Source organism: Micrococcaceae bacterium Sec5.8, assembly GCA_039636775.1.
Lineage (GTDB): Bacteria > Actinomycetota > Actinomycetes > Actinomycetales > Micrococcaceae > Arthrobacter.
Genome location: CP143429.1, coordinates 1,627,848 through 1,643,742 on the forward strand (window position 1 = coordinate 1,627,848; position 15,895 = coordinate 1,643,742).

At 63.1% G+C, this 15,895-nt stretch carries 17 protein-coding genes and 1 pseudogene; 7 read left to right on the forward strand and 11 right to left on the reverse strand.

Features of this window, described 5'->3' with window-relative positions; all coding sequences use genetic code 11:
* Positions 1 to 4 precede the first annotated feature (4 nt).
* From tatA to VUN84_07500, 5 genes are all read right to left on the reverse strand, one after another.
* The gene (tatA, locus tag VUN84_07480) at positions 5 to 277 is read right to left on the reverse strand and encodes a Sec-independent protein translocase subunit TatA (protein ID XAS65791.1); all 273 of its coding nucleotides are present in this window, start codon (positions 275 to 277) and stop codon (positions 5 to 7) included.
* 593 nt (positions 278 to 870) lie between these two features.
* Entirely contained in the window at positions 871 to 1,812 is a 942-nt protein-coding gene (locus tag VUN84_07485) for a ferritin-like domain-containing protein (GenBank protein ID XAS65473.1), read from the reverse strand.
* Positions 1,813 to 3,004: 1,192 nt separating this feature from the next.
* The gene (locus tag VUN84_07490) at positions 3,005 to 3,184 is read right to left on the reverse strand and encodes a hypothetical protein (GenBank protein ID XAS65474.1); all 180 of its coding nucleotides are present in this window, start codon (positions 3,182 to 3,184) and stop codon (positions 3,005 to 3,007) included.
* A 110-nt stretch (positions 3,185 to 3,294) separates the two neighbouring features.
* Complete coding sequence (locus VUN84_07495; protein XAS65475.1) at positions 3,295 to 3,540, reverse strand: hypothetical protein; 246 nt, start codon at positions 3,538 to 3,540, stop codon at positions 3,295 to 3,297.
* Positions 3,541 to 3,588: 48 nt separating this feature from the next.
* Entirely contained in the window at positions 3,589 to 4,515 is a 927-nt protein-coding gene (locus tag VUN84_07500) for an NAD(P)/FAD-dependent oxidoreductase (GenBank protein XAS65476.1), read from the reverse strand.
* A gap of 76 nt (positions 4,516 to 4,591) precedes the next feature.
* On the opposite strand from VUN84_07500, the gene VUN84_07505 reads away from it, so the two are divergent.
* Positions 4,592 to 5,188 (forward strand): XRE family transcriptional regulator, encoded by a 597-nt coding sequence (locus VUN84_07505; protein XAS65477.1) that lies wholly within the window; start codon positions 4,592 to 4,594, stop codon positions 5,186 to 5,188.
* Positions 5,189 to 5,307: 119 nt separating this feature from the next.
* Here the strand turns inward: VUN84_07505 and VUN84_07510 are convergent, their stop codons facing one another.
* The 6 genes from VUN84_07510 to VUN84_07535 form a co-directional block, all read right to left on the reverse strand.
* On the reverse strand, positions 5,308 to 6,123 hold the full coding sequence (locus VUN84_07510; protein XAS65478.1) for an ABC transporter permease: 816 nt from the start codon (positions 6,121 to 6,123) through the stop codon (positions 5,308 to 5,310).
* Positions 6,120 to 7,097 carry an ABC transporter ATP-binding protein gene (locus VUN84_07515; protein XAS65479.1) on the reverse strand — a complete coding sequence of 326 codons (978 nt, stop codon included), beginning with the start codon at positions 7,095 to 7,097 and terminating at the stop codon, positions 6,120 to 6,122. Before VUN84_07515 ends, VUN84_07510 begins: the two co-directional genes overlap by 4 nt.
* Positions 7,098 to 7,242: 145 nt before the next feature.
* Complete coding sequence (locus tag VUN84_07520; protein XAS65480.1) at positions 7,243 to 7,560, reverse strand: hypothetical protein; 318 nt, start codon at positions 7,558 to 7,560, stop codon at positions 7,243 to 7,245.
* Positions 7,557 to 8,240 carry a DUF2306 domain-containing protein gene (locus tag VUN84_07525; protein XAS65481.1) on the reverse strand — a complete coding sequence of 228 codons (684 nt, stop codon included), beginning with the start codon at positions 8,238 to 8,240 and terminating at the stop codon, positions 7,557 to 7,559. The genes VUN84_07520 and VUN84_07525 overlap by 4 nt, the downstream gene beginning before the upstream one ends.
* Entirely contained in the window at positions 8,237 to 8,923 is a 687-nt protein-coding gene (locus tag VUN84_07530) for a hypothetical protein (GenBank protein XAS65482.1), read from the reverse strand. The genes VUN84_07525 and VUN84_07530 overlap by 4 nt, the downstream gene beginning before the upstream one ends.
* A gap of 122 nt (positions 8,924 to 9,045) precedes the next feature.
* Positions 9,046 to 11,808 carry a LuxR C-terminal-related transcriptional regulator gene (locus tag VUN84_07535; GenBank protein XAS65483.1) on the reverse strand — a complete coding sequence of 921 codons (2,763 nt, stop codon included), beginning with the start codon at positions 11,806 to 11,808 and terminating at the stop codon, positions 9,046 to 9,048.
* A gap of 342 nt (positions 11,809 to 12,150) precedes the next feature.
* On the opposite strand from VUN84_07535, the gene VUN84_07540 reads away from it, so the two are divergent.
* The 6 genes and pseudogenes from VUN84_07540 to VUN84_07565 all read left to right on the forward strand — a co-directional run bounded on the left by VUN84_07540 (position 12,151) and on the right by VUN84_07565 (position 15,607).
* Positions 12,151 to 12,783, forward strand: coding sequence for a class I SAM-dependent methyltransferase (locus tag VUN84_07540; GenBank protein XAS65484.1), 633 nt, complete (start codon positions 12,151 to 12,153; stop codon positions 12,781 to 12,783).
* A gap of 37 nt (positions 12,784 to 12,820) precedes the next feature.
* A pseudogene (locus VUN84_07545) lies at positions 12,821 to 13,056 on the forward strand (hypothetical protein).
* A 412-nt stretch (positions 13,057 to 13,468) separates the two neighbouring features.
* Complete coding sequence (locus tag VUN84_07550) at positions 13,469 to 13,744, forward strand: hypothetical protein (GenBank protein XAS65485.1); 276 nt, start codon at positions 13,469 to 13,471, stop codon at positions 13,742 to 13,744.
* Positions 13,745 to 14,063: 319 nt separating this feature from the next.
* On the forward strand, positions 14,064 to 14,549 hold the full coding sequence (locus VUN84_07555) for a hypothetical protein (GenBank protein ID XAS65486.1): 486 nt from the start codon (positions 14,064 to 14,066) through the stop codon (positions 14,547 to 14,549).
* Between the two features lie 29 nt (positions 14,550 to 14,578).
* Positions 14,579 to 15,028 (forward strand): hypothetical protein, encoded by a 450-nt coding sequence (locus VUN84_07560; GenBank protein ID XAS65487.1) that lies wholly within the window; start codon positions 14,579 to 14,581, stop codon positions 15,026 to 15,028.
* Between the two features lie 39 nt (positions 15,029 to 15,067).
* On the forward strand, positions 15,068 to 15,607 hold the full coding sequence (locus VUN84_07565) for a hypothetical protein (protein XAS65488.1): 540 nt from the start codon (positions 15,068 to 15,070) through the stop codon (positions 15,605 to 15,607).
* Positions 15,608 to 15,895 lie beyond the last annotated feature (288 nt).

The following is a 15,895-nucleotide window of genomic DNA, read 5'->3' on the forward strand; positions in this document are numbered from 1 at the left end:
TGTCTTAGGCGCGGTCCGGCGGCGGAACATCGGTTGCATCACCGGTGCGGCTTTCGGCCCCCGCTGACTTCGGGTGGTTCACGGTTCGGCCCTTGACGGGTCCGGAGTCCGCGGCGTCCTTCTCAGGAGTGCCCTCCTCCTTCATCTCGCGGACTTCGGACTTAAAGATACGCATCGATTGGCCCAGGCTCCTGGCCATGCCCGGCAGCTTGGGTGCAGCAAAAAGCACCAGAACGAGAACGATGATGATGATCAGATGCCAGCCTTCAAGCCTCATGACGGGAGGTCCTTTCATGTTAGCGAATCCTACGTCCAACTTGATTCGATGTCGCGCACGGGACCGCGCACGGGACGGGCCCCTGGCCCCGGTCCGACAGAGGTAATTTTGGGCGACCATCAACGGGTGGACGGCGGTCCGCCATAGGACGGGGTGCACTGGAGACTCAGCGGCAGCAGAGTGGCGCTATGTCTCTTGATTTATCTGTTGGCCCCGCCGCTGCAGGCCTCGCCGGTCCGGGTATCTGCTGTCCACGCTGGAATGCTTAATCAATGCGGACAACCAAGGGTCTGCCGGGTCGGTGACGCCCTCGCTATTTTCCCCGGCAGTTGCTTCGATGCCACCCACGCTACCTGGTGGCATGGAACACTCCCGGCAACATTGTGGAAGGCGTGGCTGCGATTGTGCTCTGGCCGCTCGTGGCCATCTTCGGGGCCGATCTGCGCACCTTGATCTCCGGCGGGACGCGGATCAGCCCGGGTGACGCGCCGGCGGGCGCATGGGCCGTTCGGCCCCGGTCACGGCGGGCAAGCGCCCCCCGGGTGCCCGCCTGCCGTGTGGTCCATTTGTTTCTGTCGTGGGTGTGCTGGGGGTCAGGAGTTCGCCGCGCTGGTGTTGATCTGGCCGTTGACGCCCTCGGGGAAGAACCCGCCTTCGTGTACTGCTTTGGGAGTGAGGTAGGCGATGTTAAGGACCTGGCCTGGGCTGCGGCTGAAGGCGATGGCGTTCTGGTCCGTGGGGACGAGGTTGGCGGTGTTCTTAGTGCCGATGCCCTGGTCCAGGTCGGTGGAGCCGTCCAGGCTGTCCCGGGCGTCCGAGATGGCCTGGGCGGGCACCTGCAGATCGCACGCATACAGGGTGGTTCTGATGATCCCGGCATGGTATGCCTCGACAGCGAGGATACCAGCGGCGGCTTCAAGGTAGGTTTTGTTATCGATCAGCGGGGCGGCACCTTTGTAGGCGGTGACGCCGACGTCTTCGAAGATGAAGGCGCCCAACAGGAAGCTGGTTTCATCGGCGAAGGGGTTGAAGGTCTGGCCTGCCTTGATCAGGCCTGCGGCCATCGCCGCGGCGGTGAAGCTGGCTTCCAGGTCAATCTGGGGCCGGGACACGGCTGCTTTTCCCAGTGCGGTACGGAGGAATTTGACGTGGGCTTCTTCGTCGGCGGCTATTTCCTTCGCGTATTTCCCGATCAGGCTGCCGGGTTTGAAGGGAACTTTCGCTCCGCCGGTGACCCCGCCTTTGCGTCCCTTGCCGTCCGTGAGCGCGTCGTCCAGGCCCCGGCCGGTGACGGCACGCAGGTAGAACTCCGCCTCAAGGTATTCCAGGTTCAGCGCGAAGTTCAGGATGGCCCCGTCGCTGGGTCCCTTGCCGGAGTGCTCTTCCTCTCTGGATGCCTGGGCCGGTGAGCTGGTCAGCAGGGCCGCGGCCCCGCCGATCCCTGCGATCCCGGCGGCGCGGAACAGGATGCGCCGGTCCATCGGGTTTTCGGCGCTGCGGTTCAGTGCTTCGGTAATGAATTTCTGGTCGAACATTGGTGTGCTCCTGTCATGAGTGCGTTTTTGAGACCATGACAATTCGGAAGGTACTCCCACCGGCTCCCCGGCCGGAATCAGCGGCGCAAACCTGCAGCGTATGGGCATACCCATGGTGGTGATACTGGAGATTCGTTGTGATCCGCATCATGGATGGGTGGCCGGAAAGCCAATGGGCGTGGCGGGCCGATCAGCTTCGTGGAACTGTCGGTGAGGCCGGTGAGCTGGTCTATGAGCATGTCCGGGCTAGGGCATCAGTGGTTACCGGGTGAGCTGCGGGGGAGCGGGGCGGCAGGCGACAGTGAGGGACCAGGCCAAAGGCGACCTGAAGCAGGCCGGCGAAAAAGTCAAGGACGCCTTCAAAAAGGATTGATCCTCGGCACCAGCTAATGGGTGCACTCCTGCTGGAGTGCACCCATCCGCTTACCCGCCACTCTCCACTTCAGGCGGCAACATAATGCGTACCTCGTTGGGATTCTGACGCACTGGAACACTAGGGGCCTTCGTCGAGTTTTCGCATCATTACTCCCGGTCTTTGAAATAAAAAATGGATTCGCCGCCAACCTAGGTTGACATAACCATGGCTATCGGTTTTTATGTTCGGCGAGATCAACCTTTGCCCGAGACGCACAACCCGGCGACCGCGTTCTCAGCGAACGTCAAGGTTCGACTGGTCATAATGATTCGAAGCTCCGGTCAACCGCTATTTGACCGGAGCTTCGCCAATGAGGCCGGGCACCGGCCCTGGGAAGCCTCCGCCGGCTCGCCACAGGGGGGCAACTTCCCCGCATTTTAGGGCGTCTCACGATGCCGATAATGGATCTTTCGTCAAGGTACGTACCGGCAGGGCCTTCTTCGCGTCGTCCAGGGGCTTTGTGTCTGCGAGGGCAGGCATTAGCCCCCGCATGGGGCTGCCTGGGTTTAGGAGTATTGCCCCCCAGTAGGCCGGTTACCCGGCGTTTCGGAGTAGAACCCTGAGAGAGTGATGACCGGTACGGGACCGCCGTAAGGGTCGTTAAAATTGCCCTGGCAATATGCCTGTCCGGCTATGCGAGGCTGGCGTAGTCAATGCCTCCCTCTTCGGGAGTTGTTCCCAGTAGGTCACAGTAAGTCGCCTAGAGGTAGCGGAGGGATAGATAGAGGAAGCCCCAAAGGCGCCTAACCTTGCTTCTCGAGCTGGCTGGCGCGCAGCTCAGCGATTTGCGGTTGATTGTGTGATCGTGTCCACGTCTTGGCGCTGGATTCCGGGATCGGCAGAGCTTCGGGTATCGGAGACCGCGAGCCGTTCTTTGTGTTTGAAGTACTGGCTGAAGGTGGCGTAGGTGGTGCCGGAGATGATGAGGGCTACCGGTACGGTCCAAGCAAAATCCATGTGTGGGTTCCTAGGTCTCGTGGTTGTTCTACACGGGCGAGAGGCCCGTGCAGCCTGCGCACGTATTGTCACGCAGGCTGCGCAGCTGCAGAGGTCGGGCAGGTCGCGTGTTAGCTGGAGCGGTTCAGTAGCCGGGCGCGCAGGCGGTGGAGTTGGGGCATGATGCCGTAGATGACGATGGGTACGGCGATTGTTGCCAGCACGAGAGTGCGCAGGACCGGGTGGAGAGGGGCGAGCTGTTCACCGAAGAGCAGGTTGATCACTGTCAGGGTTGGGAAGACGGCGACCCAGATCATCAGTGCCAGCTGGTGTTTTGTCGGCGGCGTGGGACGGGCGGTCGTGGATGGGTTCGACATGGGTTCTCCTATATTGGTTAGCATTTTTTGTTGACGTGGAAAGTCGGGCTAAAAGCCCAAATTGAAGGCTGTGATGGAGTCCCGGACGTCCTCGTCGACGAGGTCCGCATTGATCGCCATTGCGGCTGCGGATCCTTCTCCGGCGGCGGTGATTACCTGGGCGCGGGGATTGGCTACATTCCCCGCTATCCACACACCGCGGATCGTGGTCTGGCCGGCGCCGTCTTTGACGGCCCACCCGGTTTCGTCAATCTGGCAGCCGAGACGGACGAGGAGATCATTGTTGGGGACGAAGCGCGGTGGAACGAACAGTGCCTCACGCCGGATGACGCTGCCGTCACGCATTTCGACGCCATGCAGGTGGTCATCTTCGGCCAGAATCCGGCTGACTTCGCCTTCGACGATTCCGATTGAACGGGCCACCAGTTCCGTACGTTGAGGTTTAGTTAGGGAGCCGGCCGGTACAAACAGCACAACGTCCTTGGCCCATTGACGAACAATCTGTGCGTAGCGAACCGTGTCTGGTGCGCCGCCAAGGACGCCGAGCTGTTGGTCGCGGACTTCGTAGCCGTGGCAGTAGGGGCAATGCAGAACGTCTTTTGCCCACCGGTCTGCAAGCCCGGGGATGGATGGAAGTTCGTCGCGCAGCCCGGTGGCCACGAGGAGACGACGTGTGGAAACGCGCCGTCCGTCTGAGAGTAATACGCAGAATCCTGGACCCGATGGGACCAGCTCGGTGACCGTGCCAGCCAGTATCTCGCCCCCGTAGCTTTTCACCTCGTCCCGGCCTAGGGACAGGAGTTCTTTGGGAGGGAGACCGTCGCGCGAGAGGAAGCCCTGCATGTGTGATGCCGGGGCGTTGCGCGGTTCCCCTGCGTCGACGACCAGAACTTTGCGGCGGGCTCTGGTTAGAACCAAAGCAGCCGACAATCCTGCGCCACCGCCGCCCACTATTAATACGTCGTAATCAGTCATGACTTCAGAATCGCCCTTGTGTCCTGTGTCGGCAACAAACGTTGCCGTTTCCGGGAATCGGGGGTTTGATGGTCCTGTGGAAGACCAAACAGCAGTGATCGCCTCAGCGTTGGATCAAGTGGGTGCCCGGCTCAGGCGCCTGCGTATGCAGCGTGATGTCACCTTGACCAGCCTCGCCGCCGCGACGGGCATCTCCAAGAGCACGTTGTCCAGACTGGAGACTGGGCAACGGCGCCCGAGCCTGGAGCTGCTTCTACCGTTGGCCCAGGCCTACCATGTGCCGTTGGATGAGCTGGTGGGTGCCCCCGAAGTCGGCGATCCCCGTATCCGCCTCAAACCCAGAAACGCGAACGGGCGCACCGTGATCCCCTTGACACGGCAACCCGGGGGGTTGCAGGCATGGAAGATTGTTATCCCCACTTCCAAAACGGAGCCCGCACTGAAGACTCACGACGGTTACGAATGGCTTTATGTCCTGTCGGGCCGTATGCGCCTCGTTCTCGGTGACCATGACCTGGTCCTCGGCCCCGGCGAGGTGGCGGAGTTCGATACTCACGTGCCGCATTGGTTTGGTAGCACGGGAGATCAGCAGGCAGAGGTACTAAGCGTTTTCGGAGGACAAGGCGAAAAGATGCACGTCCGAGCGAAAGCAAGCAAGAACCTCAACGAATAGCAACGAAACCCGCCGAAGCGTCTGAGCCTACGGCCGGTGCCGACCCGCATCAGCCCGTTACCCAACGTGACGCGTGAGGACGTCCCGAACCGGGACTTCGGTAGTGGGTGACGGGGATGTTAGACGCGCTGGGTGTCGCGACGGAAGGCAAGGGCGGCGCCGGCGCCGAAAAGGATGAGCCAGAGCAGAACGTTCCCTGCTGCAGCCCAATTGAAGGCATCCCCAGCGAGCGGAGCCCGGGCGATATCGCCAAGGCCGTAGGTGGGCGTCCAGACGCCTATGCGCTGCAATGCGGGCGTCATGGTTTTCAGGGGCTGAAAGAGGCCCCCGAAATACGCGAGGAATGCCAGGGCCGGCCCCATGAACTGCATGACGTTCTCGGAGGGCACCAGGTATCCGGCGAACAGGCCCAGCGCTGTGAAGACGAGGGAGCCGAGCCACGCGGTCAGCCCGGCGAGAATCCAGATGTGCAGTTCCATGCGGACGCCGAGAAAGATTCCGGCGGCGAACGTGCCGAGCACGGCGAGCAGTCCGGCGGCAAGGCCGCCAATTACTTTGACGGCGATATTGGCCGCGGGTGTGAGGGGCGTGAGCCGCAGCTGGCGGCTCCAGCCCTGCGCCCGTTCGATTGCCACGGCGCCACCGGCGGAGGTCGAGGCCAGCATTGCTCCGTAGACGGCCATATTGATCATGATGAACGCGGTCACAGAGGTTCCCCCGCTGCTGACCGGGAGTCTGGGGTCAATCGGAGTGTCTCGGTATTGGCTGCCGACGGCGATGAGCATCATGACGGGGAACGCGATCGTGAAGAAAAGGGTGCGCCTGTTCCGGAGACGGCGTTTGATTTCAATGCTCAACAGTGTCCTGTTGAACCCGCCAAGGCTTGGGCCCTGGCCTTCCGTCGAAGGAGCAAACGGGGCGGGGGCGGCGTTCATTTGGTGTCTTCTTCTGCTTGTCGGAACACGTCGGCATCACCGTCGTTATCGGTGGTGAGCGCAAGGAACGCGTCTTCGAGATTGTGGGAGGTGATTTCCAGGTCGCTGGCGTCGGTGTGGGCCAGGAGGTACCGGGCGGCGGCATCGGAATCTTTGGTGCGGATGGTCACCGTATCAGCGCGTGCCTGGACATAGTCCACCCCGGGTAGGGCTTTCACGAGGTCGGCGTCGAGGTTGCTCACGGAGGCCCGGATGGTGCGGCCGGCGGCAAGGGATCTGATGTGGGCGGCGGTGCCGTCGGCCACGATTCGTCCACGCCGAAGAAGAATAACCCGGTCGGCGTACGTGTCGGCCTCGTCCAGATAGTGGGTCGCGAAAATGACCGTCCGACCGCGGGCGGCGTCGGACCGGATAGTGTCCCAGAAATCACGCCGCCCCTTGACGTCCATTCCGGCTGTCGGTTCGTCGAGCACCAGCAGCCCAGGGTCCGAAACCAACGCCATGGCAAAGCGGAGCCTTTGTTGCTGGCCGCCGGAGCATTTCGCTACCAGACGGTCCGCAATCTCAAGTATTCCGGCGCGTATAAGTACATCGTTCTCCGGCTGGGTATCGGGGAACAGTGAGGATGTCAGGGCCAGGGTTTCACGCACCGTGAGGTCTTTGAGCAGTCCGCCGGTCTGGAGCACGGCGGAGACCTGTCCGAGCGCAATGGCGTGGCGGGGCGTGTGGCCGTAGATCCGCACATCCCCGCGGTCCGGTTTGGCCAGTCCCAGGAGCATATCGATAGTTGTGGTCTTGCCTGCCCCGTTGGGGCCAAGAAATGCCACGATTTCACCCGGCGCTATGTTCAGGTCGATACCGTTCACGGCGTGGACGTTGACGAACGATTTGTGGAGGCCGCGGGCATCCACGGCGGCGGCCGGGGTCCCGGCGTGGGCAACGGGCCCCCGGTGGGAGAGGACGGCATCGGACATTATGATCCTTTGATGTTGAGGGGACGGGTGTCGGGGCGATCCTGCCTACGCGGTGTTTGGGTTGGCCGCCTGTAGGCCGCCCTTCAAGGCGCCCGAGTTGAGGGGCCCAGCAGGGTGGGCGGGCCCAGGGAGCTGCTCGGTTTCCTTACGGCTTCGCCGGATAGCCGCTGTCGACCCGCGCGTGGTGAATGGGTTCGGCTTGCCGGGTCGTGGCTCCGCCGGCCTTGCTTCCGATTTCGTCCGTTACGTCGATGGCTTCCACGGAAATTAGGACAATGCTGAGGTCCCGGACCCTTGTCAGCAGCCCATGCAGGGCAGCCTGGTCGGCGACGGGACCGCGCAGGCTTGTGGTGCCGTCGTTTTCGCGGGTGAGAGTGAGGTGACCGAATGAGGCTGACCAGTGGTCATCGAGGTGGCCTTCGACCCGTAGCCGGTAGCCACCGGGCGTGTGGAATCCAGTCATGAGAGCCCTGCCTCGACCGTTGTCCGGCCTGTCCTGCCGCCGCTGCGGCGGACGATGACCTCCGCGGCAATGAGATTCACGGCCCACCCTGCCCCCAGCATGAGGTCCGTGGTCAGTTCGCTGACTCCGAAGACCGCGTTCCCGATGCCTTGGGTGAAGACCTGGGTGCCGGCGCCAAGAGCCAGCGCATAGGCACGTGTCATCCACGCCCGATGAAGTGTGACGTCAGCGCGTCGGATCGCCGCGAAGCCGAGGACGATGCTGGCCGCCATGCCGGAACCGAATGCAAGCCGGAAAAGATAGGCGAGCTCCCCGGTGCCGGGCTGCCTGGGGTAGAACTGCGTCATCCATAAGGCGGAGAACGCAATAGTGAGTCCCAGGACCACGAGGACGCGTCCGGCCGCGCGGTGCCAGGCCGGCCAGCGGCGCCGGAACTTCGGGGAGAACTGGAAGGCGCCCAGAACCGCATACGGGATCGCACTGACGATGTGAACGACCACGGGCACGGGGGAGTCCGTCATGCGGGTGTTCTCCGGGATGAGGAGTGGTCCGCCGGCCAACTCGATCAGGCGTAAGGAGCCGGCTGCGGCAGGGACCAGGACGAGGGCGACCAGCGCGAACGGCACCCACCCGGTCGATCGCACCGACCGGGCGGACCGTGCCGTCGGGTAGATGGTCACTTGGCGGCCGGATTGAGCGGGCGTCCTACGTTCTGGGGCAGTGATCGAATAGCCCCGGCGCGCTGGGCTCGCCATAACGAGTATCCGAGGCCCACCATCGCAACGCCGGTGGGGATGGCGAACAGCCTTTCGTTGATCTGCGGCAGCAAGGGGATGGCCAGGGTCGCCACGGAGCCGATGGCGAGCAACGCGGCGGCCCAGCGGGCGAGGACCTTGGCACGGAAAAGCGCAATTCCGAACAGGAGTCCGCCGCCCAGGAATGTAGCCGCGGCCGCGAGGTTAAGGACTTGCATTAGGCCGATGTCCCCGTTGGCGTGGCCGCCGGTGACTACGGCAAAGACGTCGTTGACGTATCCGGGTGCTGTGTGGGCGAGAGTCGAAAAGACAACGGCCCCGATCACCTCGACGCTCGTCATGATGAGGTAACCGGCACCGAAGACCAGGTACCCGATCAGGCCCAATACTCCGGCCTGCTTGACTTGGTGCAGGTACATTCCGGTGATGCCGGCCAGCGACAATCCGGCCAGGAGTACCTTCAGGCTTTGGCGGACCGTGTATTCGGTGGTGGTGGCGAACTCTGCGTCCAGTTGGGGGTGGTTGATTTGGACGCCGATGAATAGTAGGCCTGCGGCGATGGCGGACAGGCCGGCCGCCCGGGTGAGGGTGGTGGTGGTGATGGTCATCTTGGTCTCCTGGGTCTGGGTCTCCGCGTCAGGGCGGCGGGGAATGATTCAAACCTAAGGACAGGTCGGGTGAGCAGGCATCACCCCATGATGTGAGTGACAGGGTGAGATATGGTTCCCGGTTAGGTGAGGCCCCGGGCGCGCCCCTGGCGGACCGCACTCTGGCGGGTGGTGACTGCGAGCTTCGTGAAGATGTGCTTTGTGTGGGTGCGCAGCGTGTTGGGTGAGATGAACAGCGCCTGGGCGATCTCCGGACCGCTCAATTCGCTGCCGAGAAGCTGGAGTACCTGCAGCTCGCGCCGACTCAACTTCTCTTCTGCCGAGGAAATCAGCCGGTGCCCCTGAACGGGGGCTTGGGCTTTGGGCGGCATAGCCAGGGTCAGCAGTTGCTGGGGGTGGCCTTCGGCGTTCCCGTGGTTGGCAGCGTCCCGCAGCAGCTCCATCATCGGCGGCCCTTCGGCTAGGAAGAGCCCGGCATAGCCGGCAGGTTCGGGCGCCTCCGCGAAAGCCCGACCAAGCATCCCGCGGGCCTGCGCCCGGTGTCCCTGACCGGCCTGGGCAAGAGCCTGCAGCATGCGGATCTCCAGTACGCTCCCGGCGCGTCCGTCTGTTTCTGCTGACTTGAGCAGCCGTCCCAAAAGGTGATCGGCTTGTCCGGAAGCGCCGCTGTCGGGATGTTCCCGGTGCTGCGCTAAGAGCAGCCGCACGAGCGTGAGGTGGTCGAACTCGCTCAGGTAGCTGACTTCATCTGTTGCAGATACCCCTCGCGCCTGTGCCCACTCGGCGGCTTCCGATCTCTTGCCTTGGACGATCCAGATGCGGGCTCTCATCGATCCAATCGGCTGAACCTCGGGAAAGAATCCTGGCCGGTAGGTCTGCTCAGCGTGATCGAGAAGGTTGGTGGCTTCGTCCAGGTTTCCCTCGGCGCGAGCAATCAGCGCCCTCGCTATGAACCACCGGTGACGGCTCTCGGTCAGCGGCGCCCGCTCGAAGAACGCACTGGCGGTAGCGAGGTGCAGCGTCGCGGCAGCGAGGTTTCCAGCCTCCCGGTCAATATCGCCAAGACCCACATGCAACTCGGCGGTTGCCCGGGCGACGGGGTCACCCTCTGCGTCGGCCAGTTTCAGCGCTTCTTGGTAGAGCCCCCGCGCCGTGCCGGGCCGGCCTGCCGCGAGCCACATGTCAGCGAGGACGGCGGTGCTGCTGAGCGCATCAATGAGGTTGCCGGATGCGTGCAGGCTGGCAACCGCCTGCGCGAACGTCTCCAGGGCGGATAACAGCTCCCCCTTCGCCCAGGCGGCCAAACCTAGAAAGCCGGCGGCAGCGCCGCGTGCGAGATGGTCGCCAGGGCCGGCCAGGGCCAGGGCCTGCCGGGCGTGCCCGAGTGTGCCGGCCACGTCGCCCCGCGCCTGCGCCAGGGAGGCCCGGTAGACGGCAATGGTCGCCGATAGCGTCCGCAGCTCTTCAGTGTCGGTCCACGGCGCAGCTACCCCGGCCGGCACCGCAGCGAGTGCTTGTTCCGCGTCCTCAAAGTGCGCTTCCACCTCGTGGAGGTTACCGGAAGCCATGAGCATGAATCCGAAGAAGACACTCAGCACTGGGCTGTTCCTGACAGCGTCCGCCGGCAGTGCCGTGAGCCAGCCGAACAAAAGGGCCTCCTGCCGGTTACGCCTTATTATCGGCACGGCCATTTCCATCAGGCGGGCCGCGCGGTTAAAGTCCTGGGCTTCGAGGGCATGCCTGACAGCGTCTTCCAGCAGGCCGTTGCGCTCGTACCATGTACTGGCGCGCTGGTGCAGCATCGGGACCAACTCGTGCTGTTCACTAAGCAGACGCGCCCGCAACACGTCCGCGAAAAGGTGATGGTAGCGGTACCGCTCACGACGGTCATCCAACGGGATGATGAAAAGATTGGCCCGCTCCAGTGCCGTGAGCATCTCCGTCCCATCGCCGCCTCCTGTCAAAGCATCACAGAGCGGCCCACTGAATCGGTCGAGTACGGCTGTCAGCAAAAGGAAGGTGCGAACCGGCTCTGGTTGATGCTTCAATACCTCCTCGACCAGGTAGTCGACGATGTACCGGTCGTTACCGGCGAACCCGGCAATGAAACCGGCAACGTCCTCGCGGCCCTGGAGGGACAGCGCTGCCAGCTGCAGAGCTGCTACCCACCCCTCAGTCCTCTGCTCCAAAGCCGCGACGTCCCGAGCGGAAAGATCCAAACCCGCTACCTCGTTGAGGTACGCGGTGACCTCCCCGGACGTAAAGCGCAGCTCAGCCGCCCGGAGTTCGACGAGCTCGCCGCGCACCCGCCAACGGGACAACGGCAGCTCAGGGTCCGCACGCGTGCTGATCACAACGTGGACGTGGGACGGAATGTGGTCCAGCAGGAAGACCATCCCGTTGGCGACTTCGTGGCTGTCAACGAGGTGGTAATCATCGAGCACCAACCAGACATCGTCCGGCAGCATTGCCAGATCATTCAGCACCATGGTGAGCACGGGCTGGATCGAGACGTCGGACGGAGGAATGAGCTCCAAGGCAGACGGTCCGACACCAGGCATCGTTGCTTGTAACGCGGACACAACATAGGCCCAAAAAGACGCAGGGTCACTGTCCGCAGCATCGAGTGAAACCCACGCAATACGACGGTGTTCCTCCTCCATTCCGCCGAGCCACTCGGCAAGGAGTGTTGTCTTGCCGAACCCGGCCGGAGCAGACACCAGCGTCAATCGCGACTCGGTTGCCCGGCGCAGACTGTCCAGGAGTCTTGTGCGGGTCACCACATGGCGTCGCACTTTCGGGATGAACAGCTTCGTTGAGATCAGCGTGCGTGCCATACGAACCCCGTTCCAAGAGCGCACAGCAATTCGGCGAAGTGCGGCCATTGCCGACACAGGTGTGCGCATCCGACGCGTCTAAGACGGCCGATGCCCCAAATTTTACACTTGCGGAACTGGCGCGTCCTACTTACCCGGCCCGCCAGCCGCTCCTGGCCGCTGGGAGTCGTTGCAGGCCGACCCAGCAACCATCATTGGGCCCGCAGGCGAGGTCCTTAACTGCCCCGTTTCCCACGGCCGCCGCGGCATTCGGATCCGGGCTTTCGCTGCGGCCAGCTGCTGAGGCCCACGAAATACCCGTTCCCGGGATCGGCAACGTTGGTTGAGGATTCAGGGGGCGTGGGTCAGCCTTGAGCCATGGACGCGTCCGCCGAAGAGGGAGACTAAAGGATGAAAACCGTCGATGCCGCGGGATGGGACCGGCGCTACAGTGAATCCGACCGAGTCTGGGGTTCCGAACCCAACATTTGGGTTGCCAATGAGCTCAAGGGACTGGCGCCAGGCCGAGCACTCGACTTGGGCGCCGGAGAAGGACGCCACGCAATTTGGCTGGCTGAATGCGGGTGGCAGGTCCAAGCACTCGACTTCTCAGCGAAAGGATTGGAAACCGGTCGGCGGCATGCTGAGACTGCAGGCGTCGGCAACCGGATCGAGTGGACAGTGGCAGACGCATGCGAGATCGAGTCTCCCGCCGAAAGCTTCGATCTCGTACTGGTCGCCTACCTACAACTACCGGCAACTCAGCTCGAGGCCGCCGTGACTACAGCCGCCGCTGCTATCGCGCCAGGCGGCACCTTCCTGCTCGTGAATCACGATGCCGACAATCCTGAACACGGATCCGGTGGTCCACAGGACCCCAATGTACTGCAAAAACCGGACCAAGTAGCCCAATGGCTGCAAGAGGCAGGCCTGGAGATCCAGGTGGCAAACACGCGCAGCCGGCCAGTAGCCGGGGGGCTTCGCCCCGCACTCGATTGCGTCGTCCTGGCCAAAGCACAGCTATCTAACGTGGGTGAACGTTAGTCCCACGCGTTCAAAGTCAAGTAGGAATTACTGCTGAGCATGCCAGGCTTCGGCCCTGAGATCCTGCCCCGCCTCACGGGCCACTACGACCGCAAATGCGGCCAAAGTAAAACTCATATTCAGACGCTCCTGTCCTTGGCCCCCCGCCGCCTTAACGTCCGCTGGGCCATGCTCCGCGACGGTACCACCTACACCCCAGTCCCGGCGACGGCAGTCCAATTGCCGCCTGAGAATCCGAGCCGCCGTTCGATACGCACACAAAGGCCCCGGTAGGGGGCCTGTCGGTAGGAACTGCGATCCGTGGCCGGTGGACTGTTGCCACAGGCAAGTACCGGGGCTTGCGTTTTGTCACATGATCCCAACGGGGACTGGGGTTAGCGATGACATGACTGCTTGAAGCAACTGGTTTCAACATAGGACGGCCATCCTTCCCGCGTGTTCACCTTTGACGGGTCACGGGGTTGAGGACCAATGCTCGCGCGAGTCACCCTAAGCATCTTGTCGAGAAATGGGGATTGCAGACCCCCATCCCCAACGAGCGAATTACAGCGAAATCCACGTCGATAAGCCGTGTTGGGAAAAACGACGGAAAACCCTGGACGCAACAGAACCGACATCCTCAACTCAGGATCAAGATTGCCGCCAAATCAAGGAAGATCAATCACTGACGCCACTTTCCCGAGCATTGGTCCTCGCGCCCCAACTGGAGGTAAAGTATGGGCTGGAACAGCTCTCCACCGTGCACGCCACCCGCGGCTACGACCAGGCCGAGAAAGCCACCGCTGTCCGGGACGAGCGGGAAATGCACCGCTCATTCTTGGCCCGGAAAGTCCGCGCCAGCGCCAGTGCCTCAGCAACCGAAGCGGAGTTCGTGCGCCGCGCGCGGGACACCGGATTGCTGGTCCGGCCGCGCTACGCGAAGAACACCACGGATGTCGTTGTCGGGTACTCCGTGGCGTAACGTCCCAAGCTAGGAGAGCGCCCGATCTGGTTCGGCGGAGGCACCCTCGCTTCCGACCTGAAGCTCGGGGCTTTGCGCGAAAAATGGATGGACTAACCGCCCCTGGCTACCGAGGCTGCTGCGGAATTGAACGCAGCTGCACGCAACAAACGCACCGTGTCCAAGACCGGTCCCGAGAACGCAACCCCACCGGCGCAAATGTGGGTCGAGTACACCCGCAAACGCGACCGCGCTCGTTGAGCAGCTGCGCACACTGCTCCGTGATGACCACGCGACCCGGGCGAAAGCAGCGCGGGAAGTATCCGGTGCGTTCGCGGCATTGTCCCACCGGCTCGAACCGACGCCGGGTCGGCTGGCGGCTACCGCCGCCGAGCTGTCCCGCACCGCCCAGCTCCGGGCACCACGGGAACACAGCAAGCCCGTAGCCCTGCCGTCGATTGCCGGTACTGCCATGTTGTTCATGGCCGCGTCCAGTAAGAACAAGACGGCGGCCCAGTCGGCGCTCATGCTGCAGCTGGTGAACACTGCTTTCGCTATCCACGAGATGCACCAACAGCCCGGACGAACCCGTGAAGCGCAGCGGCTCCGGGCTGTCGTCACTGATCAGCTGAAACCGTTCGCAGCGACCATGCCCCGACCGGTCACCGTCGGTACACCGGAACAGGCAGCAGCGCCGAACTCCGTCGAACTCGGACTGCGCGGCATGGCGCCCGTCCGTCCAGGGTCAGCGGTACCGAGTACGTCAACGCCGGCCACAACCGGCCAGCACACGGGCCGGGATTCCGGCCCCGTGCTGGACCGATAGAGTCCACGACCAACAACGTAAGGAGCACGATGAGTGAATCAGACGGAATGGACGATGTTGTGGACGGCGGAATGCGGCAGTCGCTGATGATCGCCTCGCGCATTGCCGAGACCCTGGCCCGTCGCCGGCAGGAATCCCAACGGCAGCAGGAACACCCGGACGCTCAGGCAGCGCACGAAGCCCAGGGTCGCCTCACGGGAGACCGCAGTGCCGCCCACGCGGCGCTGGCCCCGGTACAGAAGGACCAGGGGTGGGACAAGGCTCAACCTGATGACATCGCCATGGCGCACACCGTCGCGATGAGTTGGAAGGACCACGACCCGACCGCTCTGGCCGCATCCGAGACGATCCGTCAGGAAGTCCTCACCCGCTACGGCATCGACACTCACGACGTCGGCGCGGACGGCGCATATCTGGAGTCAGATATCCAGACCGCCGCAACGGATAAGGCGCGTCAGGACGCGTTGGACCGCAGCTAGGAAGAGACACGGACGGCGGCCGCCGAACACGATAAGGCCATGTGCCTGCTCGTCGCGGCCCGCGCCGAAGAACTCCGCGTCCAAGCAGCGACACTGGACCCGGAAATGCAACGCCACAAAGTACCCGTGGAGTACCTGGCCAACCCCGAACTGGCCCGGGCGTTGCAGACCGCTCACACTGCTAAGACTCCTGCAGCGGTAGAAGTGGCGGACGCCATCGTGAAGGAACGAATGTTCCTCATTAGCAAGGACGGGGTCAACGGCCCCGACATCGATCAGCTGCGCAAAGAAACCACAGCGAACATCAACGGAGCCGGCGACGCGCACTTCGAGGATCCTGCGTTCGTGAAAGCAGCCAAGAATATGCACGAGGCCAGGCTTCTGGCCGAGGCCGGTGTCAAGAGCGAACAATGGGAGTACCTGGACCAGCGGTACGAACGAGCAGAAAAAGAACTTTTCGCCCGCATGGAATATGTCGGCTGCGAGATGGAGAACCGCGTCACCGGCAACGACAGCAGCCGACTCAAAGACCAGGGCCTGAAAACTGAGACGACGTCGGGAACACACCGGCGCGAATGAAACCCATAAACGCGGACGCCTCGCGGCGGAACGCAGCGAGGGAACACACCCCAGCGCAGCCGTCACCGCGGGCAAGGGTGCCACCAGGGCCAGGAAGACCCGCACGGGGTAGTAGTTGGCTCTGAGAAGGGCAAGAACGGCCTGGTTCGATAGTTCAGCGCTAGTGCAGGGGCGGCTGACTAAGTGAGCCCGATTCAGGGCCACTGCGACCCATCCAAACGACAGTTTGTTGACGAATTGGTTAGAGTCGGCGTGGTGCGCCGATCCCATCTCAGAGTTGGAGGCTTT

What these genes read in the sequence shown, in the direction of transcription:
- VUN84_07490 (XAS65474.1), bottom strand. Translation starts at nt 3,184, where the DNA reads ATGGATTTTGCTTGGACCGTACCGGTAGCCCTCATCATCTCCGGCACC.
- VUN84_07520 (XAS65480.1), bottom strand. Translation starts at nt 7,560, where the DNA reads ATGACTGGATTCCACACGCCCGGTGGCTACCGGCTACGGGTCGAAGGC.
- VUN84_07500 (XAS65476.1), bottom strand. Translation starts at nt 4,515, where the DNA reads ATGACTGATTACGACGTATTAATAGTGGGCGGCGGTGGCGCAGGATTG.
- VUN84_07530 (XAS65482.1), bottom strand. Translation starts at nt 8,923, where the DNA reads ATGACCATCACCACCACCACCCTCACCCGGGCGGCCGGCCTGTCCGCC.
- VUN84_07510 (XAS65478.1), bottom strand. Translation starts at nt 6,123, where the DNA reads ATGAACGCCGCCCCCGCCCCGTTTGCTCCTTCGACGGAAGGCCAGGGC.
- tatA (XAS65791.1), bottom strand. Translation starts at nt 277, where the DNA reads ATGAGGCTTGAAGGCTGGCATCTGATCATCATCATCGTTCTCGTTCTG.
- VUN84_07565 (XAS65488.1), top strand. Translation starts at nt 15,068, where the DNA reads ATGTGCCTGCTCGTCGCGGCCCGCGCCGAAGAACTCCGCGTCCAAGCA.
- VUN84_07535 (XAS65483.1), bottom strand. Translation starts at nt 11,808, where the DNA reads ATGGCCGCACTTCGCCGAATTGCTGTGCGCTCTTGGAACGGGGTTCGT.
- VUN84_07515 (XAS65479.1), bottom strand. Translation starts at nt 7,097, where the DNA reads ATGTCCGATGCCGTCCTCTCCCACCGGGGGCCCGTTGCCCACGCCGGG.
- VUN84_07485 (XAS65473.1), bottom strand. Translation starts at nt 1,812, where the DNA reads ATGTTCGACCAGAAATTCATTACCGAAGCACTGAACCGCAGCGCCGAA.
- VUN84_07495 (XAS65475.1), bottom strand. Translation starts at nt 3,540, where the DNA reads ATGTCGAACCCATCCACGACCGCCCGTCCCACGCCGCCGACAAAACAC.
- VUN84_07560 (XAS65487.1), top strand. Translation starts at nt 14,579, where the DNA reads ATGAGTGAATCAGACGGAATGGACGATGTTGTGGACGGCGGAATGCGG.
- VUN84_07540 (XAS65484.1), top strand. Translation starts at nt 12,151, where the DNA reads ATGAAAACCGTCGATGCCGCGGGATGGGACCGGCGCTACAGTGAATCC.